The organism is Brachybacterium muris (assembly GCF_016907455.1).
Taxonomy (GTDB): domain Bacteria; phylum Actinomycetota; class Actinomycetes; order Actinomycetales; family Dermabacteraceae; genus Brachybacterium; species Brachybacterium muris.
In genome coordinates this window covers 3,231,928-3,254,364 of the sequence record NZ_JAFBCB010000001.1, presented here as the reverse complement: position 1 = coordinate 3,254,364, position 22,437 = coordinate 3,231,928, and the positions used below count along the sequence as shown (strand labels likewise).

20 protein-coding genes and 2 pseudogenes are annotated in these 22,437 nt (G+C 69.7%); 11 read left to right on the top strand and 11 right to left on the bottom strand.

Annotated elements, in window-relative coordinates:
- Positions 1-2 precede the first annotated feature (2 nt).
- A complete protein-coding gene (locus JOD52_RS15110; protein WP_204410886.1) occupies positions 3-476 on the top strand; it encodes an SRPBCC family protein in 474 nt (157 codons plus the stop codon).
- Positions 477-679: 203 nt separating this feature from the next.
- On the opposite strand, the gene JOD52_RS15105 is transcribed toward JOD52_RS15110, so the two are convergent.
- Positions 680-1,015, bottom strand: a complete 336-nt coding sequence (locus JOD52_RS15105) for a hypothetical protein (RefSeq protein WP_204410884.1) — start codon at positions 1,013-1,015, stop codon at positions 680-682.
- Between the two features lie 177 nt (positions 1,016-1,192).
- Between JOD52_RS15105 and fdhD the strand changes: the two genes are divergently transcribed.
- Both fdhD and JOD52_RS15095 read left to right on the top strand, forming a co-directional pair.
- Complete coding sequence (fdhD, locus tag JOD52_RS15100) at positions 1,193-2,065, top strand: formate dehydrogenase accessory sulfurtransferase FdhD (RefSeq protein ID WP_204410882.1); 873 nt, start codon at positions 1,193-1,195, stop codon at positions 2,063-2,065.
- Positions 2,062-2,622 carry an ASCH domain-containing protein gene (locus JOD52_RS15095; protein ID WP_239551925.1) on the top strand — a complete coding sequence of 187 codons (561 nt, stop codon included), beginning with the start codon at positions 2,062-2,064 and terminating at the stop codon, positions 2,620-2,622. The genes fdhD and JOD52_RS15095 overlap by 4 nt, the downstream gene beginning before the upstream one ends.
- 175 nt (positions 2,623-2,797) lie before the next feature.
- On the opposite strand, the gene JOD52_RS15090 is transcribed toward JOD52_RS15095, so the two are convergent.
- Complete coding sequence (locus JOD52_RS15090) at positions 2,798-3,757, bottom strand: sugar-binding transcriptional regulator (RefSeq protein ID WP_017823037.1); 960 nt, start codon at positions 3,755-3,757, stop codon at positions 2,798-2,800.
- Positions 3,758-3,879: 122 nt separating this feature from the next.
- Here JOD52_RS15090 and JOD52_RS15085 point away from each other — a divergent pair, with 122 nt between their 5' ends.
- The 6 genes and pseudogenes from JOD52_RS15085 to JOD52_RS15060 form a co-directional block, all read left to right on the top strand.
- Positions 3,880-5,619 (top strand): FAD-dependent oxidoreductase, encoded by a 1,740-nt coding sequence (locus JOD52_RS15085; protein WP_204410880.1) that lies wholly within the window; start codon positions 3,880-3,882, stop codon positions 5,617-5,619.
- Positions 5,620-5,893: 274 nt separating this feature from the next.
- Positions 5,894-6,646, top strand: coding sequence for an MIP/aquaporin family protein (locus JOD52_RS15080; RefSeq protein WP_239551924.1), 753 nt, complete (start codon positions 5,894-5,896; stop codon positions 6,644-6,646).
- A gap of 149 nt (positions 6,647-6,795) precedes the next feature.
- Positions 6,796-8,085: pseudogene (gene glpK / locus JOD52_RS15075) on the top strand (glycerol kinase GlpK); the annotation flags it as partial.
- Positions 8,086-8,247: 162 nt separating this feature from the next.
- Positions 8,248-9,810, top strand: coding sequence for an IS21 family transposase (gene istA / locus JOD52_RS15070; RefSeq protein ID WP_204408388.1), 1,563 nt, complete (start codon positions 8,248-8,250; stop codon positions 9,808-9,810).
- On the top strand, positions 9,807-10,553 hold the full coding sequence (locus JOD52_RS15065; RefSeq protein WP_338124028.1) for an ATP-binding protein: 747 nt from the start codon (positions 9,807-9,809) through the stop codon (positions 10,551-10,553). Before istA (JOD52_RS15070) ends, JOD52_RS15065 begins: the two co-directional genes overlap by 4 nt.
- A 110-nt stretch (positions 10,554-10,663) precedes the next feature.
- Positions 10,664-10,918, top strand: a pseudogene (locus JOD52_RS15060) (glycerol kinase); the annotation flags it as partial.
- Between the two features lie 337 nt (positions 10,919-11,255).
- Here JOD52_RS15060 and JOD52_RS15055 read toward each other — a convergent pair.
- The 7 genes from JOD52_RS15055 to JOD52_RS15025 form a co-directional block, all read right to left on the bottom strand.
- Complete coding sequence (locus JOD52_RS15055; protein ID WP_017823041.1) at positions 11,256-12,113, bottom strand: SMP-30/gluconolactonase/LRE family protein; 858 nt, start codon at positions 12,111-12,113, stop codon at positions 11,256-11,258.
- A 230-nt stretch (positions 12,114-12,343) separates the two neighbouring features.
- The gene (locus JOD52_RS15050) at positions 12,344-12,628 is read right to left on the bottom strand and encodes a hypothetical protein (RefSeq protein ID WP_204410878.1); all 285 of its coding nucleotides are present in this window, start codon (positions 12,626-12,628) and stop codon (positions 12,344-12,346) included.
- Positions 12,629-12,632: 4 nt separating this feature from the next.
- Positions 12,633-13,379: an ATP-binding protein gene (locus tag JOD52_RS15045; protein ID WP_338124028.1), complete on the bottom strand. Its 747-nt coding sequence runs from the start codon at positions 13,377-13,379 to the stop codon at positions 12,633-12,635.
- The gene (istA, locus tag JOD52_RS15040; protein ID WP_204408388.1) at positions 13,376-14,938 is read right to left on the bottom strand and encodes an IS21 family transposase; all 1,563 of its coding nucleotides are present in this window, start codon (positions 14,936-14,938) and stop codon (positions 13,376-13,378) included. The genes JOD52_RS15045 and istA (JOD52_RS15040) overlap by 4 nt, the downstream gene beginning before the upstream one ends.
- Positions 14,939-15,071: 133 nt before the next feature.
- The gene (locus JOD52_RS15035; protein ID WP_204410877.1) at positions 15,072-15,545 is read right to left on the bottom strand and encodes an N-acetylmuramoyl-L-alanine amidase; all 474 of its coding nucleotides are present in this window, start codon (positions 15,543-15,545) and stop codon (positions 15,072-15,074) included.
- A 190-nt stretch (positions 15,546-15,735) separates the two neighbouring features.
- A complete protein-coding gene (locus JOD52_RS15030) occupies positions 15,736-15,912 on the bottom strand; it encodes a twin-arginine translocation signal domain-containing protein (protein ID WP_204410875.1) in 177 nt (58 codons plus the stop codon).
- Between the two features lie 283 nt (positions 15,913-16,195).
- On the bottom strand, positions 16,196-17,659 hold the full coding sequence (locus JOD52_RS15025; RefSeq protein WP_017823044.1) for an MFS transporter: 1,464 nt from the start codon (positions 17,657-17,659) through the stop codon (positions 16,196-16,198).
- Between the two features lie 126 nt (positions 17,660-17,785).
- On the opposite strand from JOD52_RS15025, the gene JOD52_RS15020 reads away from it, so the two are divergent.
- Positions 17,786-18,274, top strand: coding sequence for an NUDIX domain-containing protein (locus JOD52_RS15020; RefSeq protein ID WP_204410873.1), 489 nt, complete (start codon positions 17,786-17,788; stop codon positions 18,272-18,274).
- A 28-nt stretch (positions 18,275-18,302) separates the two neighbouring features.
- Here the strand turns inward: JOD52_RS15020 and JOD52_RS17295 are convergent, their stop codons facing one another.
- Entirely contained in the window at positions 18,303-19,517 is a 1,215-nt protein-coding gene (locus JOD52_RS17295; protein WP_338124114.1) for an MGH1-like glycoside hydrolase domain-containing protein, read from the bottom strand.
- A gap of 179 nt (positions 19,518-19,696) precedes the next feature.
- Here JOD52_RS17295 and JOD52_RS15010 point away from each other — a divergent pair, with 179 nt between their 5' ends.
- On the top strand, positions 19,697-20,485 hold the full coding sequence (locus tag JOD52_RS15010; protein ID WP_204410871.1) for a GNAT family N-acetyltransferase: 789 nt from the start codon (positions 19,697-19,699) through the stop codon (positions 20,483-20,485).
- A 235-nt stretch (positions 20,486-20,720) separates the two neighbouring features.
- On the opposite strand, the gene JOD52_RS17795 is transcribed toward JOD52_RS15010, so the two are convergent.
- Positions 20,721-22,430, bottom strand: coding sequence for a carboxyltransferase domain-containing protein (locus JOD52_RS17795; RefSeq protein WP_204410870.1), 1,710 nt, complete (start codon positions 22,428-22,430; stop codon positions 20,721-20,723).
- Positions 22,431-22,437 lie beyond the last annotated feature (7 nt).

Below are 22,437 nucleotides of genomic sequence, written 5' to 3'. Positions count from 1 at the left end.
GCATGAACCAGAACCAGACCTCCATCACCGTGACCCGCACCATCGACGCCCCTGCGAAGGACATCTTCGAGGTGCTCACCCTCCCGGCCCGTCACCACGAGTTCGACGGCTCGGGCATGGTGCGCAACGCCGAGAACACCGAGCGCGTCACCAAGAGCGGCGAGAAGTTCGTGATGAACATGCACGCCGAGATGATGGGCGGAGACTACGTGATGCACAACCACGTGACCGCCTTCGACGAGAACAAGATGATCGGCTGGCAGCCCGCGCAGGAGCAGAGCAAGGACGAGCCCGAGGGCTGGGAGTGGCTCTATGAGCTCAAGCCCGTCGACGCCGACACCACAGAGGTCTCCCTGACCTACGACTGGTCCAAGGTCGACGAGAAGCTCGCCAAGGAGGTCGGCTTCCCGGCCGTCCCCAAGGAGAAGCTCGAGGAGTCCCTGAACCTCCTGGCCGGCGCCGTCGTCAAGAACTGACACTGCACGGCCGTCTGTCCTCCCGGGGTTCCGATTCGGCGATGACCATCGGCTCCTCGGAGTCGGCAGAGCGAATGCACTGATCCCCTGCGAAGAATCGCGGGGGATCAGTGCATTCGTCGTATTCAGGGGAGCGTCGGCCAGGTTGTCGGCCGTGGGGCTCAGCCGTCGGGACTCGGCCGCCGATGCTCAGCCGCCGGCACTCAGCGGCGGGATCGCTCCGCGGAGTCCTTGGCCGCAGCGCGGGAGATCGCCACTGCCCCGCCCAGGGACGCCAGGAACGGCACGGCCAGCAGCGGGTCGCCGAACGCGACGCCGGTGTACAACGTCCCGGCGATGCTGAGCACGATGGTCACCACGACTGCGGTGCGCAGTGTGGCCTGGTCCAGACGGTCCTGCGTGAAGGCGAGCGAGGCAAGCATCAGCCCCACCACCGTCAGCGCTGCGACGTAGCCCCAGCCGGTGCGCTCGAACATGGCCCACGCCAGCACCGGGATGATGGCGAGGATGATCAGGGGCCAGATCAGGGTGCGGTACATGGGTGCCTCCCGTTACGAGTCGGTCGAGCCACCCAGCACCGTACGGGCCGGGGCCGCCGGGCACAACGGCTGGGGTCGCTGGGGACAACGGGCCGGGCTGGGGACAACGGGCCACTCTGGGCACAATGGGCTGCGCTGGCCGCGACACCCCGTTCCTTCCCGCACTAGGCTCGACCCATGGGCAGGGTGACCGAGACGAAGCGAATCCGCACCGTACGGGTGCGTGATGGCCGGCTGTACGCCGGCCGCAAGGGCGACCACGTGGCCGTCGAGGAACCGCTGGACATTCGCCTGAACGGCCAGCAGCTCTCGCTGACCATGCGCACCCCCGGCAACGACGTGGAGCTGATCCACGGCTTCCTCCATGGTGAGGGCCTGATCAAGTCCCGCGAGGACATCGCCGAGGCCCGCTACTGCGACGGCGCAGTGGTGGACGACGGCACCGGCTTCGCGCAGAACACCTACAACGTCATGGACTTCACCACCGCCCGCCCGCAGCTGCTGCCGGTGATCTCCAAGCGCTTCACCACCACCTCGGCCTGCGGGGTGTGCGGCTCCGAGAGCATCGACGCGGTGCGTCAGAAGGGCCGCTACGCGCTCGCCGAGGACTGGTCGGTGGACCCCCGCGCCATCCTCGACGCCGCTCGTAACCTCACCGACGACCAGGCCGTGTTCGCCCGAACCGGGGGAGTGCACGCCGCCGCCCTGGTGCGCGCCGACGGCGAAGTCCTGGCGGTGCGGGAGGACGTGGGCCGCCACAACGCGGTGGACAAGGTGATCGGCTGGGCCCTGCTCGAGGAACGCCTACCACTGACGGACTGCTTCCTGCTGGTCTCCTCCCGTGCCAGCTTCGAGATCGCCCAGAAGGCGTTCATGGCGGGCATCCCGCTGCTGGCCTGCGTCTCCGCAGCGAGCTCCCTGGCGATCGACACCGCCGAGGAGGTGGGGATGACCCTGGTGGGCTTCACCCGCGCCTTCGACGACGGCGACGGCCGCATGAACGTGTACACCCACGCCGAGCGCCTGGACCTCTCGGACGTCGAGGGATGAGCGCTGCTCCACCGGAGCCGCCGGATGCCCTGGGCCCGCTGGATGCCCCGGCCCCGCTGGATGCCCCGGGCCCGATGATGACTGGCTCTCCCGACCCGGCCAGGCTCGACGCCTTCTGGGCCGCAGTGCGAGCTGACCAGCCTGACCTCCCCGTCGAGCGCCCCGAGGCGTGGGCCTTCGGCGCCACTCCCGCGCAGGCCGACGAGCTGCTGGCCCTGGTGCTGGAGGGCACCAAGACCGCGACCGCATCCTCCCTGTGGGACTACGAAGCTGCAGGCGATCCGCTCCCGCAGGTGGGAGAGGTCGCGATCGTGCTGGACGGCTCCGGCCGGTCCCGTGCGGTGCTCGAGACCACCGACGTGCAGGTGGTGCCCTTCGACCAGGTCGGCCCAGCCCATGCCCACGCCGAGGGGGAGGGGGACCGGTCGCTCGAGTACTGGCGGCATGTGCACGAGGCGTTCTGGCGCACCCACAGCGAGGACCCCCGCGGCTTCGCTCCGGACATGCCGGTGGTGTGTGAGCGGATCCGGGTGGTTGCGGCACCCGCAACTGTCTGACAAAAGCCCGGGATCCTGCTGCTCATAGCGCAAAGGAGCAGATCGAGATCGACGTTGTGAACAGTTCAGTTGCCTCCAACTGTTCATAACGTCGCTCTCGATGAGTTTGCGTCGGCCTGGGGCCTGGGGCCTGGGGCCTGTGCCCTGTGGCCTGCGGCCGCGCGGCCCTGGGGCCTCAGTCCAGGGACAGCAGCCGCGCGGCGGTGGCCTCGTCCAGCACCAGGTCGGTCGCGCAGTCGGCCCGCAGCGCCGCCCGCAGGGGCACCGCCTTGCGGGCGCCGGAGGCCACCAGCACCCGGCGGGGGATCGAGGCGAGGGCCGCAGGGCTGGGGCCGGAGCTGCGTGTGTTCATGCGTACGTCGCGCCAGCTGCCGTCGGCACGCAGGAACACGGTGCACACATCGCCCACCGCGCCGTCGCTGCGCAGCTGGGCCAGGTCCTCCTCGGCGAGGTACCCGGAGGCGTGGACCTGGCTGGGCACCTCGGAGTCGAAGGCGCCTACCCCGAACACGGCCAGGCGGCAGCGGCGCTGCATCTCGAGCACCCGCAGCACCGAGCGCTCCCGCCACATGGCCTCGCGGGTGGAGGGGTAGTCGAAGAACGCGGGCACGGGGAAGGGGTGCACGGTCGCGGCCCAGCGGGAGGCCGCCCGGTCCAGCACCGTGAACACGTTCGCCAGGCCCGAGCCTTCGGTGTTGACCGCCCCGTTCAGCTGCACGATCTGCGCGCCCAGCACCGGGCGCGGGGTCAGCTGCTCCACCACCGCTGTGACTGTGGTGCCCCAGGCGATGCCCACCACCTGATCGGGCTGCAGCAGGTCCTCGACCACCCCGGCGGCATCGGTCGCCACCGCCCGCAGCCGCTCCCGCTCGGAGCTGTCGGGCCTGGTGGGGACCACGTGCGTGCGCACCCCGTACCGCTGGGCGATGGCCGAGCGAAGGTCCGCCAGGCGCCGCACCCCGGGCGGCCGCAGGGTGATTCGCACAATGCCCTGCTCCCGGGCGTCGCGCAGCAGGCGCGAGACCGTGGAGCGGGAGATGCCGAAGGTGGAGGCGATGGCATCCATCGTCTGACCCTCGTCGTAGTACATCCGTGCAGCCTCGAAGGCGCTCTGCTGGCGGGAAGCCTGGACCATGCTCACAGTGTTGCACGTTCGTGCACACGGCTTGCCGGTGGCCGCACGGAAGCGTCATCCTGGGTCTTAAGTCCCGGCGGAGTCGCCGTCGGCCCCGAGATCGATCGCGAAGGAGCGTTCCCGTGCCGTCTCAGACGCGTGCAGCACTCACCCCCGCCTCCCGCCAGGAGCACCTGGACCAGCTCCGCGGCGCGACGGCCGACAACCCCTTGGACGTGCTGGTGGTGGGCGGAGGCGTCAACGGCGCCGGCGCTGCGTTCGACGCCGCCACGCGCGGCCTCTCCGTGGGGCTGGTCGAGGCCAAGGACTGGGCCTCCGGCACCTCCTCACGCTCCTCCAAGCTGATGCACGGCGGCCTGCGCTACCTCGAGATGCTCGACTTCAAACTGGTGGCCGAGGCCTTGCGCGAGCGCGACCTGCTGATCCAGCGCACCGCCCCGCACCTGGTGAAGCCGATCAGCTTCGTGTTCCCCTTCTTCAAGAAGGTGTTCGACCGCGCCTTCATCGGATCCGGCGTGATGCTGTACGACGCGATGCAGATGATCGGCCGCAAGCGCGCCGTGCCCATGCACCGCCACCTCATGCACGACAAGATGCTCAAGCACTTCCCGGGGCTGGACGGCGAGAAGATCGTGGGCGCCCTGGAGTACTACGACGCGCAGGTGGACGACGCCCGTTTCGTGATGATGCTGGTCCGCTCCGCCGCCCAGTACGAGGCTGCCGTGGCCAACTACACCACCGTGATCGGCTACCTCCGCGAGGGCGAGCGCGTGTTCGGCGTGCGCGTGCGCGACGAGATCACCGGTGAGGAGTTCGAGATCCATGCCCGCGAGACCATCCTCGCTGGCGGTGTGTGGACCCAGGAGCAGCAGGAGCTGGCCGGGGCCGACAAGGGCCTGCAGGTGCTGGCCTCCAAGGGCATCCACATCACCGTGGCCCGCGACCGCATCCCCGCCGCCCCTGACACCGGCGTGATCACCAAGACCGAGAAGTCGGTGCTGTTCCTGATCCCCTGGGACGAGTACTGGGTCATCGGCACCACCGACACCCCCTGGGAGCACGACCCCGATCTGGTGGCCGCCACCAGCGACGACATCCACTATGTGCTCGAGCACGCCAACGCCGTGCTCTCCGAGGACCTCACCCGCGAGGACGTCATCGGCGTCTACGCCGGGCTGCGCCCGCTGCTGCAGCCGATCCGCAAGTCCGAGGGCTCCTCCTCCAAGGTGTCCCGCGAGCACACCGTGATGGCCGTGGAACCTGGCCTGTCAGCGATCGCCGGCGGCAAGTACACCACCTACCGGGTGATGGCCGAGGACGTGGTGGACTTCGCCATCAAGGACACCTTCCCGGGCCGCCCCAGCCTCACCCGCACGGTGCCGATCATCGGCGCCCAGGGCTATCAGGAACTGGTGCGCGACAAGCAGCAGATCGCCGCGAAGCACGGCTTCGACGAGCTGCGCACCGACCGCCTGCTGTTCCGCTACGGCTCCCTGCTCACCGAGGTGCTGGCCCTGATCGACGAGGACCCCTCGCTGGTCGAGCCCCTCGAGCACGCCGCCCGCTACCTGCGCGCCGAGGTGCTGTACGCCGCCCGTGCCGAGGGTGTGGTGCACCTGGCCGACGTGATCACCCGCCGCCTGCGCCTGGACTACGAGGTGCGCGACCGCGGAGCGGCGGCCGCCGAGGAGATCGCCGCGATTGTCGGCCCGGAGCTGGGCTGGGACGAGGACCGCACCCGCACCGAAGTCGACACCTACCGCGCCTTCATCGCGGCCCGCCTCGAGGGCGAGGCCACCCACAGCGACGACGAAGCGGCCCAGGCCGTCTCCCGGGCCCCGGAGGTGCCTGTCCTCCCCTGACGTCGAGCGCCCCCACCGGGGGTTGCACGGCCCCGCTCGAGGGACCGTTCCGTGCGCGGAACTGTCCTTTTCGCGGGCCTGCGGCCCCACCCCGCTCGGCTTCTCCCCCAGGACCCGGTCCCCGCCACCCCGCGGGGGCCGACAAACCCGCCGATCCGGTGGGCCCCCGCTCAGGCCGACCGGCCTGGGCACCATGACAATCCCCGCACGAGCACCTACTCTGTGTGGACCCCGTGCCGCACCGACGCGGCACAGGACTCGATGAGGAGAACCTATGGAAGCGATCGGAACGATCTTCCTGTACGAGATCGCCGGCACCGCGATGCTGCTGCTTCTCGGTGGCGGCGTGGTCGCCAACAACATCCTGGCCAAGACCAAAGGCTTCGGCGGCGGCTGGCTGATGATCAACTTCGGCTGGGGCCTCGGTGTGTTCGCCGGTGTCTACGTGGCCTACAAGACCGGCGCGCACCTGAACCCAGCCGTCACCCTGGGCCTGCTGGCCAACGGCTCGGACATGTTCCCGGGCAACGCCGAGGCGGGCCTGGCGGCCATCCCCGGCACCATCCCCAACGTGCTGGCCTACCTGCTGGCCCAGCTGATCGGCGCCTTCATCGGCGCCATCCTGGTGTGGCTGTCCTACAAGAACCACTTCGACGTGGAGGAGGACCCGGGCAAGATCCTCGGCGTGTTCTCCACCGGCCCGGAGATCCGCAACTACGGCTGGAACTTCGTCACGGAAGTCATCGCCACCTTCGTGCTGGTGCTCGTGATCATCATGTTCGGTGCCACCCCCTCGGGCCTGGGCCCGCTGGCTGCGGCCATGCTGGTGGTGTCCATCGGCGCCTCCCTGGGCGGCCCGACCGGCTACGCCATCAACCCTGCGCGTGACCTGGGCCCCCGCCTGGCGCACGCCGTCCTCCCGATCCCCCACAAGGGCAGCTCCGACTGGGGCTACTCGTGGGTCCCGATCGTGGGCCCGATCATCGGCGGCATCCTCGCGGGCCTCGTCGCGAAGATCCTCGCCTGACCTGTGCGGGGGCCGTCCTTCCCGGGCGGCCCCCGCTCCACATCCCCGGGGCGCGCCGCGATGCGCCCCATCCCCGAACCACCCGACGACGGGCCCCGTCGACGGGCGCACCATCACCACCGCTCGAGATCATCATCGAAGGAGACCCGATGAACGACGAGACCATGTACATCCTGGCCATCGACCAGGGCACCACCTCCACCCGCGCCATCGTGTTCGACCACGACGGCCAGATCATCTCCACCGGCCAGCAGGAGCACGAGCAGATCTTCCCGAAGTCCGGCTGGGTCGAGCACGACCCCATGGAGATCTGGCGGAACACCCGAAGGGTGGTCGGTGATGCCCTCGTCGGTGCCGAGATCAACCGCCACCAGCTGGCAGCCGTGGGCATCACCAACCAGCGCGAGACCGCGGTGGTGTGGGACAAGAACACCGGCGAGCCCGTCTACAACGCAATCGTCTGGCAGGACACCCGCACCGCCAAGATCTGCGACGAGCTCGCGGGCGACGAGGGCGCCGACAAGTACAAGGAGCGCGTGGGCCTGCCCCTGGCCACGTACTTCTCCGGTCCCAAGGTCAAGTGGATCCTGGACAACGTCGAGGGTGCCCGCGAGAAGGCCGAGGCCGGTGACCTAATGTTCGGCAACACCGACTCTTGGCTGGTGTGGAACATGACCGGCGGTGTGAACGGCGGCGTGCACGTCACCGACGTCACCAACGCCTCCCGCACCATGCTGATGAACATCGACACCCTCGACTGGAACGAGGACATCGCCAAGGACATGAGCATCCCGCTGTCCATGCTCCCGGAGATCAAGTCCTCCTCCGAGATCTACGGTTACGGTCGCAAGCAGGGCCTGCTCATCGACACCCCGATCGCCGGCATCCTCGGCGACCAGCACGCCGCCACCTTCGGCCAGGCCTGCTTCGAGGTGGGCATGGCCAAGAACACCTACGGCACCGGCAACTTCATGCTGATCAACACCGGTGAGGAGTTGGTGCGCAGCGAGAACGGCCTGTTGACCACCGTGTGCTACAAGATCGGCGACAACAAGCCGATCTACGCCCTGGAGGGCTCCATCGCGGTGACCGGCTCGCTGGTGCAGTGGGTGCGCGACAACCTGGGCCTGATCAAGGACGCCCCGGAGATCGAGAAGCTCGCCGAGCAGGTCGACGACAACGGCGGCTGCTTCGTGGTCCCCGCGTTCTCGGGCCTGTTCGCCCCGCACTGGAAGGCCGACGCCCGCGGCGCCATCGTGGGCCTGACCCGTTTCCACAACAAGGGTCACATCGCCCGTGCGGCCCTGGAGGCCACCGCCTTCCAGTCCCGTGAGGTGCTCGATGCGATGAACGCCGACTCCGGCGTGGATCTCACCGAGCTCAAGGTGGACGGCGGCATGGTCAAGAACGAGCTGCTGATGCAGTTCCAGGCCGACATCTGAATATTCGCCTCGCTGGGGTCCGCTGATCGAGGGTTCGGGTGCCACGTCGCTGCCGTAGCGGTGGCGTCGTTCGGGACCACCAGTGGTGTCGTTGGGGCCGCTCTGTCTACGCTCCTTCCGCCGTGTGTATAGGGCACGCGGCGGAAGGAGCAATCTGGAATGGTACGGAAGATCAGGGCGAAGCTGGTGCTCCAGCTGCGCGCAGAAGGTCTGTCGGGGCGAGCGATTTCGTCCTCGCAGGGCATGTCCCGCAAGTCCGTGAGGGCGGTGTTCGAGGCCGCTGACGCTGCAGGGATCGGGTGGGGCGATATCGCGGACGTCGCCGATGAGCAGGTGTATGCCCGGTTGTTCCCGGGCCGGGGCGAGCACGAGAGCGTGTTCGCACAGCCGGACTGGGAACAGGTCCATCGAGAGATGGCCAGGGTCGGCGTGACGCTGAAGCTGTTGCACGGCGAGTACTTCGACGCGACCACGGCGGCTGGGGATCCGGCGATGGGGTATGACCGGTTTTGCCGCACCTACCAGCACCACGTCATGGTCACCGGTGCCGCTTCGAGAGTCGGTCACAAGGCCGGCCAGAGCGTGGAGGTCGACTGGTCCGGCCCCACGATGGAGCTGGCCGATCCGGTCACCGGCGAGGTCTCGAAGGTGTTCTTGTTCGTTGCCTGCCTGCCTTTTTCTCGTTACGCGTTCTGCTTCCCGGCGCTGGATATGCGCCAGGAGTCCTGGCTGCGAGCGCACGTAGCGATGTTCGAGGCGCTGGGCGGGACGGTCCCGAGGATCGTTCCGGACAACCTCAAGACCGGTGTGGTGAAGCACCCCCGCGAGGGCGAGATCGTCCTGAACGATGCGTATCGCGAGATGGCAGCGCATTACTCGGCGGCGGTGCTCCCGGGGAGGGTGCGGAAACCGAAAGACAAGGCGAGCGTGGAGAACACCGTCGCGCACGTCGCGACCTGGGTCATCGCCGGGCTGCGGGATCAGCGATTCACGTCCCTGCCCGAACTTGCAGCCGCCATCGGGCAGCGGATGGAGGCCTATAACGCGGAGCCGTTCCAGAAGCGGCCCGGATCCCGCGCCAGCGTGTTCGACGCGGAGGAGCGGCCGCTGCTGACGCCGCTGCCGGCGGTGCCCTACGAGATCTCGACATGGCACTACGGACGACGAGTGGGCAGGAACGGGCACGTCACGTTCGCGCGGAACTTCTACTCCGCGCCGTTCGCGCACATCGGCGCGAAGGTCGATCTGCGCATCACGGCCCGGACGCTGGAGATCTATCAGGGCAGCCAGCGACTGACCAGTCACCTGCTGCTCCCGGAGACCGCGAGCAATGAGTACCGCACCAACGACGCGGACCTACCTGCGGGCGAGCGTTTCCAGGCCTGGGACGCGCAGAGGGTGCGGGCGTGGGCAGATCGGGTCGGGCCGGCCACGGTGATCGTGATCCAGCGGATCTTCGAGTCCGTGCCGATCGTGGAACAGGGCCTGGATCCCGCGTTGGCGGTGCTACGGCTCTCTCGCCGCTTCTCCGTAGATCGGGTCGAGGCGGCCTGCGCACTCGCGCTGACGGGACGGGTCCGTTCACCGCGCTATGCGCATCTGCACCCGATCTTGGCCACCGGGCAGGACAAGGTCGCCGCCCTGCGTCCACCCCGCGAGGAACCCGCGGAAGACGGCGGATACGTCCGTGGCGCCGACTACTACGCCGGAGGTGTCCGGTGAGCGTGATCGATAACGACACGAAGCGGAAGCTGCGCGAGATGGGCGCGACCGCGCTGCTGGACGCGATCGATGCCCAGGATGAGGCTCACGTGCTGGGGATGTCGTTCCAGGAACGGCTCCAGCTGATCGTGGACGAGGCGCATTCCATCTTCAATCATGGAAAGGTCGAGGGTCTGATCCGCCGGGCGGGGCTGCGTTATCCCGGAGCGGACCTGCGGCGGCTGGATCTGGTCGAGGAACGGGGACTGAACCGGAACGTGATCGCGCAACTGGCAACCTGCTCCTTCATCCAGCGGCAACAGAACGTGGTCTTCCAGGGCTTCACCGGCTCAGGGAAGTCCTACCTCGGCTGCGCGCTGGCGAAGCAGGCCTGCCAGCACCGGCTCCGAGCCCACTACATCCGAATGCCCGACCTCGAAGAGGCCTGGGCCCTGGCAAAGGACAAGCCGCAGGGCCAGACGAAGTTCCTGCGGAAGTACTCCACGTTCTCGCTGCTGGTGATCGACGAGTGGCTGCTGGACCATCCTGACGAGGGAATGCGTTCGATGCTGCTGGAACTGCTCGAGCGCCGCTATGACACCGGCTCGACCGTGTTCTGCACCCAGTACCCGAAGAAGGACTGGCACGCCCGGCTCGGTGGAGCAGTCCACGCCGATGCGATCATGGACCGCATCGTGCACAACACAATCTGGATCGACACCGGCGACAGGAACATGCGAGAACACACCGCACTGCCCCAGTGACCCGATGCCGGCGGGAGCCAGTGGTCCCCACCGCGGCGGCTACTGGCCCCCGTCGGCACGATCGGCGGTCCCCAAGAGCAAGATTCGGTGGCTCCCACGACTACGAATACTCAGACATCCTCGGTGTGCCCGTGGTGCGCCCCAAGGTCATCGAGACCACCGCGCTGGGTGCCGCCTACGCGGCCGGCATCGCCGTGGGCTACTGGGACGGCGAGCAGGATGTCATCGACAACTGGGACGAGGACAAGCGCTGGGAGCCCACCATGGACGACGAGACCCGCGAGCGCTACATGCGCCTGTGGAACAAGGCCGTGGAGCGCACCTTCGACTGGATCGACGACGACGTCGAGGCCCTGCAGGCCTGACCTCAGCGCGGGGTCTGCCTCGCGCTGACTGATCTCGGTGCTGGGGTCCGCCCCGCGCTGTCGACCCCGTCGAGACATGGTGACGCGGCGCTATGAGACCTTCATAGCGCCGCGTCCGCATGTGTGGGGCGTCGCACCGGATGGGTGGGCCGAGGCAGGGGCCGAGGCACGAGGAAGTGTCGGAATGAGGGCCGCGAAGCGACAAACTCTCGTGCCTCGACGAGTAACCGCCTCGTCGTACCGCGGGCCAACCGGCGCAACCGCGGCCCGCCAGCGTGAGCACGGGCCGGGCCTCAGCTGCCCAACGAGCGCGGCTCAGCTGCCCAACGAGTGCGGCTCAGCCGGCGAAGAGGCGCTCCTCCACGGCACCGCGCACCCCGCCGCCCGGCTGCACGGCGAACAGGGACCCGGCCTTCGGATCCTCGCCGTCCTCCAGGTTCTCCCGGCTGGTGGTGATGAACAGGGTCGCGCGGTCCGCTCCGCCGAAGGTGCAGGCGGTCACCTGGCGGGCACCCACCGCGATGTTCTCGGCCACTCCGCCGTCGGAGTCGAGGCCCAGCACCTGGGAGCCGCTGTTCATGGCCACCCACACGTTGCCCTCGGCATCCAGGCACAGACCGTCGGGGTGGCCGTCCTGGTCGTTCAGGTCCGCGAAGGTGCGTCGCTGCACGAGGCCCTCCTGGTCGTCCCAATCGAACAGGTCCACCCGCCCGGTGGGGGTGTCCACGTAGAAGGCGCGTGTGCCGTCGGCCGAGAACGCCAGGCCGTTGGAGACGGTGAGGCCTCCCAGGATGCGGGTGGTGGTGCCGTCGGGCATCAGGCGCCACATGGAAGCGGCTCCGTCGGCCTGGTCGTAGCCCATCGAGCCGCACAGGAACGAGCCGTCCGGGGCCACGGCGCCCTCGTTCATCCGCACATCCGCGTCCCACAGCGGGGGCAGCTGCTCGATGGAGCCGTCGGGGTCCTCGAAGGCGAAGCCCTTCTCGACCGCGAGCACCGCGCCGCCGCTGGAGGCCGGTCGCACGCAGGCCACCACCGGGCTGGGGGTGCGGATCCGGGACGCGGTGCCGTCCGGTCCCAGCTGCATCATGTCGCCGGCCAGCATGTCCACCCAGCGCAGCCCGCCCCAGGTGTCCGACCAGTACGGCCCCTCGGCGTGGTAGCAGATCGAGTCGGTGATGCGGTCCGCGTGCATGGTGGCCTCCGGTTCCGTGGCTGTCCCCGCAGTCCCCGGGATACCGATGGAGCCCCGGGGTGGCGCGGGCTGGCCCCACCCACGGTACGTGCCCCACCTGGCAGGGCCATGGCGAGGAGCCGGGGAAACTGCGCCAGGGTGGTCGGGGTGTCAGGTCGTCGGGGCGTCGTAGGTCCGGGGAGCCGTGTGGAGCACCGTGGCCCGCACGGCTCCCCGTGACGCCCGGCGGATCAGACGTCCACCACGTCCTCGGCGCCCACAGCAGCGAGCGCCGGGTCCTCCAGGAAGGGAGCGTCATCGGAAGGCTCGGTACGCACCATCACGGCCGCCGTGGACCTCGGAGCCAGCACCCCGCCACCGGGATTGCAGCTGGTGAACCCCAGTTCGTTCGACTTGTAGGAGGGGGTGAGTATTCGTAGTCGTGGGAGCCACCGAATCTTGCTCTTGGGGACCGCCGATCGTGCCGACGGGGGCCAGTAGCCGCCGCGGTGGGGACCACTGGCTCCCGCCGGCATCGGGTCACTGGGGCAGTGCGGTGTGTTCTCGCATGTTCCTGTCGCCGGTGTCGATCCAGATTGTGTTGTGCACGATGCGGTCCATGATCGCATCGGCGTGGACTGCTCCACCGAGCCGGGCGTGCCAGTCCTTCTTCGGGTACTGGGTGCAGAACACGGTCGAGCCGGTGTCATAGCGGCGCTCGAGCAGTTCCAGCAGCATCGAACGCATTCCCTCGTCAGGATGGTCCAGCAGCCACTCGTCGATCACCAGCAGCGAGAACGTGGAGTACTTCCGCAGGAACTTCGTCTGGCCCTGCGGCTTGTCCTTTGCCAGGGCCCAGGCCTCTTCGAGGTCGGGCATTCGGATGTAGTGGGCTCGGAGCCGGTGCTGGCAGGCCTGCTTCGCCAGCGCGCAGCCGAGGTAGGACTTCCCTGAGCCGGTGAAGCCCTGGAAGACCACGTTCTGTTGCCGCTGGATGAAGGAGCAGGTTGCCAGTTGCGCGATCACGTTCCGGTTCAGTCCCCGTTCCTCGACCAGATCCAGCCGCCGCAGGTCCGCTCCGGGATAACGCAGCCCCGCCCGGCGGATCAGACCCTCGACCTTTCCATGATTGAAGATGGAATGCGCCTCGTCCACGATCAGCTGGAGCCGTTCCTGGAACGACATCCCCAGCACGTGAGCCTCATCCTGGGCATCGATCGCGTCCAGCAGCGCGGTCGCGCCCATCTCGCGCAGCTTCCGCTTCGTGTCGTTATCGATCACGCTCACCGGACACCTCCGGCGTAGTAGTCGGCGCCACGGACGTATCCGCCGTCTTCCGCGGGTTCCTCGCGGGGTGGACGCAGGGCGGCGACCTTGTCCTGCCCGGTGGCCAAGATCGGGTGCAGATGCGCATAGCGCGGTGAACGGACCCGTCCCGTCAGCGCGAGTGCGCAGGCCGCCTCGACCCGATCTACGGAGAAGCGGCGAGAGAGCCGTAGCACCGCCAACGCGGGATCCAGGCCCTGTTCCACGATCGGCACGGACTCGAAGATCCGCTGGATCACGATCACCGTGGCCGGCCCGACCCGATCTGCCCACGCCCGCACCCTCTGCGCGTCCCAGGCCTGGAAACGCTCGCCCGCAGGTAGGTCCGCGTCGTTGGTGCGGTACTCATTGCTCGCGGTCTCCGGGAGCAGCAGGTGACTGGTCAGTCGCTGGCTGCCCTGATAGATCTCCAGCGTCCGGGCCGTGATGCGCAGATCGACCTTCGCGCCGATGTGCGCGAACGGCGCGGAGTAGAAGTTCCGCGCGAACGTGACGTGCCCGTTCCTGCCCACTCGTCGTCCGTAGTGCCATGTCGAGATCTCGTAGGGCACCGCCGGCAGCGGCGTCAGCAGCGGCCGCTCCTCCGCGTCGAACACGCTGGCGCGGGATCCGGGCCGCTTCTGGAACGGCTCCGCGTTATAGGCCTCCATCCGCTGCCCGATGGCGGCTGCAAGTTCGGGCAGGGACGTGAATCGCTGATCCCGCAGCCCGGCGATGACCCAGGTCGCGACGTGCGCGACGGTGTTCTCCACGCTCGCCTTGTCTTTCGGTTTCCGCACCCTCCCCGGGAGCACCGCCGCCGAGTAATGCGCTGCCATCTCGCGATACGCATCGTTCAGGACGATCTCGCCCTCGCGGGGGTGCTTCACCACACCGGTCTTGAGGTTGTCCGGAACGATCCTCGGGACCGTCCCGCCCAGCGCCTCGAACATCGCTACGTGCGCTCGCAGCCAGGACTCCTGGCGCATATCCAGCGCCGGGAAGCAGAACGCGTAACGAGAAAAAGGCAGGCAGGCAACGAACAAGAACACCTTCGAGACCTCGCCGGTGACCGGATCGGCCAGCTCCATCGTGGGGCCGGACCAGTCGACCTCCACGCTCTGGCCGGCCTTGTGACCGACTCTCGAAGCGGCACCGGTGACCATGACGTGGTGCTGGTAGGTGCGGCAAAACCGGTCATACCCCATCGCCGGATCCCCAGCCGCCGTGGTCGCGTCGAAGTACTCGCCGTGCAACAGCTTCAGCGTCACGCCGACCCTGGCCATCTCTCGATGGACCTGTTCCCAGTCCGGCTGTGCGAACACGCTCTCGTGCTCGCCCCGGCCCGGGAACAACCGGGCATACACCTGCTCATCGGCGACGTCCGCGATATCGCCCCACCCGATCCCTGCAGCGTCAGCGGCCTCGAACACCGCCCTCACGGACTTGCGGGACATGCCCTGCGAGGACGAAATCGCTCGCCCCGACAGACCTTCTGCGCGCAGCTGGAGCACCAGCTTCGCCCTGATCTTCCGTACCATTCCAGATTGCTCCTTCCGCCGCGTGCCCTATACACACGGCGGAAGGAGCGTAGACAGAGCGGCCCCAACGACACCACTGGTGGTCCCGAACGACGCCACCGCTACGGCAGCGACGTGGCACCCGAACCCTCGATCAGCGGACCCCAGCGAGGCGAATATTCAAGGGGGCGATGGTGACCGTCTCGTCACGCTCGCGCAGAGGTCCGTTGCGGTCATCGGCACCCGCGTGGCGCAGCAGCTTCTCGTAGTCGTAGTAAGCGCCCGGGTCCCAGTGCATCGCAGCCTGGCGAGCAGCATTGACACCCGGCAGGTCCTCGTGGGCCAGGATGTGGTCGCGGTCGCGGGGGATGTCGTAGCGGTCGGTCAGGTAGCGGATCAGCGTCCCAGTGGCGCGGTACTGGGCGTCGGTGTAGTGGGAGGGGTCCTCGGCCACACCGATCAGCTCGATGCCGATCGAGGAGCCGTTGAACGTCCAGTTGCCCGCGTGCCAGGCCACGTCCTGGGTGCGGACCATCTGGGTGATGTGGCCGTCCTCCTGGATCACGTAGTGGATCGAGGCGAAGTGCTGGACGTTGGTGAAGATCGCGAGGGTGGTCTCGTAGTCCACCTCGGCCGTAGCCCACCTGGGCCAGGTCCGGAGCGTCGCCGGAGCTGACGGCCTGGGCGATCTTGGCATAGGACTCCTGGGTGCTGCCGTCGAACTTCTGGGTGCTGACCTGGATGTCCGGGTTCTCGTCGTTCCAGCGCTGGACGATGTCGGCGACCTTGGTCATGCCTTCACCGTCGGGCAGGCGATGCTAGTAGGTGAGCTCGACGGGTTCGCCGGAGCCGCTGCCGGAATCGGAGCCGGAACCGCCGGAACCGGAGCCGCCGGAGCCGGAGTCGTCGGAGCCGCAGGCGGCGAGGGCGGCGAGGGAAGTGACAGCGGCGCCACCGGCGAGGGCGTGGCGGCGGCTGATGCGAGCGGTGGTCATGGGAGCTCCTGACAGATCTCGAAACGCGCACCTGTGCGCGTTTCCGGGTGATTCGATGGAAAAGAAGCAAGATCAGTCTGGAGGCGCGGGGTGGTCAGAAACGACCGACGTCCCGGTTATCGAATCGTTACCGTGCAGTGTGTGGCGGTTTGTCCGGGATGGGCGGCGCAGCCGGGCTGGTCGGCGGGTGACGAGCACTCCGGGGTGAGACAGGGCTCACGGTCGGTGTCGGTTGCGCATGCCTCTCACGGGGCGCGGGCTGGGCACGAGCGGGGGACGCCGTTCACTCCTCGAGAGCGCGCCCCTGCTGCTCTGGGAGCGTGAAGGCCGCTGCCGCTGCGATGCCGAAGGCCCCCGCGAACACGGCGAAGGCCAGCACCTGGGTGCCGGAGGCGACCAGGACCGGCACCAGGAACGGGGCGATGAGGGAGGCGATGCGGCCGAACCCTGCGGCTGCCCCGGTGCCGGTGCCCCGCACTGCGGTGGGGTACAGCTCCGGGCCGATCGCGTACAGCGCACCCCAGGCGCCCAGGTTGAAGAAGCTCAGGGCGCAGCCGGCGGCGATGATCATCGGCTCGGAGTCGGCCATGCCGTAGGCGCCGGCCGCCACGGCGGAGCCGGCCAGGAACAGGGTGAGGGTCCAGCGGCGGCCGATCACCTCGATCAGCCAGGCCGCGACCGCGTACCCGGGGATCTGCGCGAGGGTGATGATCAGGGTGAAGGTGAAGGACTTGGTGAGGTCGAACCCGCGGTCCACCAGCAGGGTGGGGATCCAGATGAACGCCCCGTAGTACGAGAGGTTGATGCAGAACCACACCGTCCACAGCCCGGCGGTGCGGGCCCGCAGGCCCGGTGACCAGATGCTGTCGCGGGGCTCGACGGCGGTGGCGCTCGCGGCGGTGCCGGTGGCTGGGTCGGTGGCTGCGATGCTGCGGTCCGACGGAGCCGATGTCGGCCCGGCGGGGGAGAGCGTCGCGTCGGGGGTCTCGGCTGCGTCGGTCCTGGCGGGGGCATCGATCCCGGCGGACTCCTCGAAGCCGCGCACGATCTGCTCGGCCTCGCGGTGACGGCCCTTGGTCTCCAGGAACCGCACCGATTCGGGCATCCCCAGCCGCACCACCAGCGAGTACGCAGCCGGCACCATGCCGATCGCCAGTGCCCAGCGCCAGCCGTTCTCACCCTCGGCCGCCACGAAGGTGCCGATCACGGCAGCCAGGATCCAGCCCAGTGCCCAGAAAGCCTCCAGCCACACGATTACGCGGCCGCGGATGCGGGCCGGGGCGAACTCGCTCATCAGGGTGGAGGCCACCGGCAGCTCGGCCCCCAGGCCCAGGCCCACTACGAAGCGCAGCGCGATCAGCACCGCGACCCCGCCGGCCAGGGCGGAGGCCCCGGTGGCCAGCCCGTACACCAGCAGGGTCAGGGAGAAGACGTTGCGCCGGCCGATGCGGTCGGCCAGCAGCCCGCCCAGGGTGGCGCCGATCGCCATTCCCGCGAAACCGGCCGAGGCGATCCAGGAGGCGTCGGCCTTGGTGATCTGCCAGTGCACGCTGAGCGCGGCGATCACGAAGGAGATGAGGCCGACGTCCATCGCATCCAGCGCCCAGCCGATGCCGGAGGCGCCCAGCATCCTGCCGTGCTTGCGGGTGAAGGGCAGGCGGTCCAGGCGCTCGGCGCGGGTGAGGACGGCCGACTGTGAGCGGGGGGAGGAGGCGCCGGGCGACGGTGCGGCGGAACCGGTGGTCATGGATGCTCCGATCCGGGGTGGGGGAGTTCGGGACGGGCGCGCACATCTTGCCACAGTGACGGGAAGGGGGGGGAAGGCGGGATCGACCGGCGAGGCAGGGGGGAGGGGTTCTGGGACGATGGAGCCATGCCGAAGCTGCTGCCCTCTCCCGCCTACTTCGCCACTCTGCCGAAGACCATCACCTCCGGCGCGGTGATCCTGCGCGACGAGCACGGACGGTTCCTCATCGAGAAGCCCAACTACCGCGACCACTGGCTGCTGCCTGGCGGCTCCGTGGATCCGGGGGAGGACGCCCGCCAGTGCGCGCGCCGCGAGGTGCTCGAGGAACTGGGCCTGGACGTCGAGGTGGGGCGGCTGGTCGCCGTGAACTGGGTGCCGGCCCGGGCCGCGGCAGGCGCGCCGATGGGGGTGCACTTCGTGTTCGACGCCGGGGTGATCCCCGCGGCGGAGCTGGAGGAGCGGGTCGTGCTGCAGCGCTCCGAGCTGGACGACTGGATGCTCGTCGCCGACGACCAGGCGCACCTGCTCTCCCCCTGGGGCGAGCAGCGGACCCTGCGCGCCCTGGCGGTGCTGCGCGGTGAGGCGGAGCCGGACCTGCTCAGCTGGCAGGACTGAGCAGCTCTCATCTGAGCACTGCAGGGGCTCAGAGACCCCCGAGCGCCTGCGCGACAGGCACCGCGCTGGCCGCCGCCCAGGCCTGCGGACGGCACGAGGCCGGGTACAGCATCGGCCGCACCGCGGTGATGGCGTCCTCCCCGCTGAACAGCTCCGGCAGTCGGTCCTCGAAGCCACCCGCCGCCCTCAGCAGGCCCCGCGCCAGCACGGCGGCCTCGGCCTTGAATCCGGCCCGTAGCATCCCGCGCAGGATGTAGGCGGTGTCGTGGGTCCACACACTGCCACCGTGGTACCGCAGCGGCCAGTACGCACCGTTGTCCGAGGACAGGGTGCGCACCCCGTACCCGGTGAACATGGTGGGATCCACCAGGCGGTCCACCACGATCCGCTCCTGCTCCGCATCCAGCAGGCCGGTGCCCAGCAGGTGCCCCATGTTCGAAGCCACCCCGTCCACCCGCTGCTTCGTCCCGTCCAGTGCCAGGGCGATGTACGGCCCGTCCTCGTCGCGGCACCAGTGGTCCTCCACGACGGTGTCGATCGTGGCCGGGCATCCCTCATGCAGGTCATGGGCGACCGCTGCCCCCAGCCCGATCCCGGTGCGGCAGGTGCGCTGGCTGAGGGCGCCACCCGCAGCCGTGCGCTTGAGAGCAAGCGCCTCGAACGGCTTGTCGAGCGCCTCGGCGACGCGGGGGTCGTCGGCCGAGATCGCCGGCGGGGCGACGCCGACGGTGAGCTCCGAGCGCACCGTGATGCGTGCGGATCCCTCCAGGCAGCACAGCTGCCAGCGGATCACCACGACGGACCTGCGTGCCAGGGACACCAGGCGCCGGGTGGTCAGCTCCAGGCGCGCACCTGCGGGGGAGCGCCAGCGCAGGGTCCGGTCCAGGGTGCCGCCGCGCAGGTCGAGTGTGCGCGAGTGGTGCTCCACGTCAGCAGTGCGCACGTCCAGGGGGTCGCCGTCGACGGTGACCCGGATCGACATGCCGTCCGCGGCCGAGACGATCGCCTGACCCTCCTCGGGCAGGCCGTAGCCACCCTCCGGGTAGGCCAGGGGGTGGGTCTCGTGGACACCGGCGAGGAACGTGCCGCGGCTCGAGCTGGGGCTGGCCTCGTCGAGACTGCCCCGGATCCCGAGGAACCCGTTGGGCAGCGACAGCACCGTCTCGGAGACCGCCAGGGCGTCCACGTCCACGGGGTCCTCCCGCAGCATCCAGGGGTCGACGGTGAAACGGGGTGCTGCCACGGGCGGGTCCTCCAAACGGGCGGGGTGGGGAGCTCGGTGGTGATGCGGTGGAGGTGTGTCTACGCCCGCCACCTGGGCGGGTGCTGGGGAAGCCAGCAGGACGGGGGCGGGGGATCCGCCGCCCCGCTGCCGGCAGGCACTCGCTCGCCCGGGTGCACGTGGCGTGGTGTACTCCGTGCATGAGCACAGCCGCCCTCTACCTGCGCGCATACGACCAGCAGCTGCGCACCGACGCCGAGACTCCCAGCGCGACCGCCGTTCGAACCCTGGGCCCGCTGCGCCTGGTCACCTTCCCCGGCGGCCGCGGGTTCGTCACCTACCGCGACCTCGCAGGGGCCGACGAGCCCCGGGTCCGTGACCTGGTCGCCTCCGCCCTGGACCACTACCGCGAGGCCCCGTCGGTCACCCGGATCGAGTGGAAGACCCGCGGTCACGACCATGCCCCGGGGCTCCACGACGCCCTGGTCGAGGCCGGGTTCGCACCGCAGGAGACCGAGTCGATCATGGTCGGCCCGCTCCAGGCCCTCGCCGCTGACACCCCGCCCCCTCCCGGCGTCACCCTGCGCACCCTTCAGGAGAAGCGCGAGGTGCGCGCGATGAGCGCCATGGCCGACATCGGCTTCGGCGAGGATCCGGACCCCGCCCGGGCCGACGCCCTCCTGGCCCGCCTGGCCCGCGCGGACGGCATGGAGCTGTGGGTGGCGGAGCTGGAGGGGCGGATGGTCAGCGCCGGACGCCTCGAACCGGTGCCGGGCACCGAGTTCGCCGGCATCTGGGGCGGGGTGACCCTGCCCGAGCACAGGGGGCGCGGCATCTACCGGGCGCTCACCGCAGCCCGGGCCCGCTCCGCGCTCGCCGCCGGCAAGACGCTCGTGCACAGCGACTCCACCGAGTACTCCCGCCCGATCCTCGAACGGCAGGGACTGGTGAAGGTCTCCACCACCACGCCCTACGAGTGGCGCTGCTGAGCCGGTGCGTGGGCCTCAGTAGCTGCGAGCGGCACTATCGGCCCCCTCGGGGGTAGCGGGTCCTGGACCGAGCGCCGTCCCGCCGACCACCTGTGCGAGCACGCCGCCCACAACGCCCTGGAGGGCCTCGCCGACGAGGAGGCGTGACCCGCGGGAAGCTCCCACAAAGGAGCGGCAGAGAACCCGGGCCGATCCAGTGCGGCCGGCTCGTCCTGCAGCGCCGCTACTCGCTCCGTTATGCGGCGTCCCTGAACCGCAGCGTCGACCCCGGTGCGGCCTGGGCCAGCAGGTCCAGACCCTCCGGGGTCAGCACCCCGATCACGGGGTAGCCGCCGGTCGCGGGCCCGTCGGGTCCGAACACCACCGGCAGGCCCGAGGGCGGCACCTGGATCGCCCCGGGCACCATCGGCTCACTGGGCAGGGACCCAGCCCCGTCCGGCACCGGCAGGGGCGTGCCGTCAAGGCGCACACCGATGCGGTCCGAATCGGCCCGGACGGTCCACTCCTGGCCCAGCAGTGCCGTGACCGCCGCCTCGCCGAGCTCGACGTGGCGGGGGCCCAGCACGATCGGCACCTCGGCGGGGGCGGGGTGCTCGTCGACCGCGAGCCCGCCGGCAACCCCGGCGTCGCACCAGGGGACGGCGTCGAGCCCGTGCTCCGGGCCCACGTGCACCGTGTCCCCGGTGGCCAGGGGCTCGGGCCCGAGAGCCGACAGCGTGTCGCGGGATGCGGAGCCCAACTGGCGTGGCACCACCACGCCGCCGCGCACCGCGAGCATCATCCTCAGGCCGTGCGTGACGGGCCCGATCTCCACCAGGTCACCGGGATCCAGGGCGATCGCCCGCCCTCTCTCGACCTCAGGGGAGAGTTCCAGGTGGCCGGTCTCCGTATCGCGCCTGGTCACCGTCACCGGGGCGGGCGCCCCGGCGACCGCCACCACGGTCGGAGCCTCGGCCCGCAGGCGCATCGGCCCCACCAGCAGCTCCAGCGCGGGGGTGAAGGGCTCGTTGCCCACGGCGCGGTTGGCGCGCACCAGGGCGCTGCGGTCGAACGCCCCTGAGCGGCTCACCCCGATCGCGGCATGCCCGGGCCGTCCGCCGTCCTGCACCAGGGCGAGCGGCCCCGGGGCGAGGATCGTGAACGCAGCGTGGGAGACGGGCTGATCCGGCTGACGAGGCACGCGCACGGATCCACCGGTGCGCGGCCTGATCGTAGCGGCGAGCCGCCCCACCGAGCTCGCCGACACCCTGCCCCGTCGGGCCTCGAAACGCACCCTGGCACCCGGGGTGAGCAGGGCCGGTTCCCGACGCGAGGGGTCGAACAGGACGGCGTCGGTGTGGCCGATCAGCTGCCAGCCGCCGGGGGAGGGGCGCGGGTAGATGCCGCTGTACCGGGAGGCGAGGGCCACCGATCCGGCGGGGACCGTGGTGCGAGGCTCGGAACGGCGGGGCACGTCCCACACCAGGTCCTCAGATGCTCGATCAGTCCGTTCCGTCCCCGCCGCGCCGCCCCGGCCGGGTGGGCCGGACGTCGGCCCACCCCCCGTGATCAGGTACGCGAACCCGGGAGCGAAACCACCGAACGCGGCCGTCCACATGGTTGCGGTGTGTGCGTCAACCAGTGCAGTGGGGGAGAGGCCCAGCAGGTCGGCCACATCATCCAGATCCTCCCCGGCGTACACGACCGGGATCACCACCTCGGTGCCACCGGTGAGGTCGAGGGGCCGCACGCTGAGGTCGGTCAGCAGATGGGCGAGCTCGTCCGGGGTCGACAGCGGCGTGCCGACGAGCAGCAGGGTGCGCTCGGCCGGAACCACCTCACGGAGCCGCGGCGGGGCGAGGTCGTGCAGGGCCGCGGCGACCTGCAGCACGGTGGTGGTGTCGGGGTACTCGGCGAGGATCGCGTGCTCCCCGGCCTGCCGCACGGTCGCCGGCTCGGCGGTCACGGGGCAG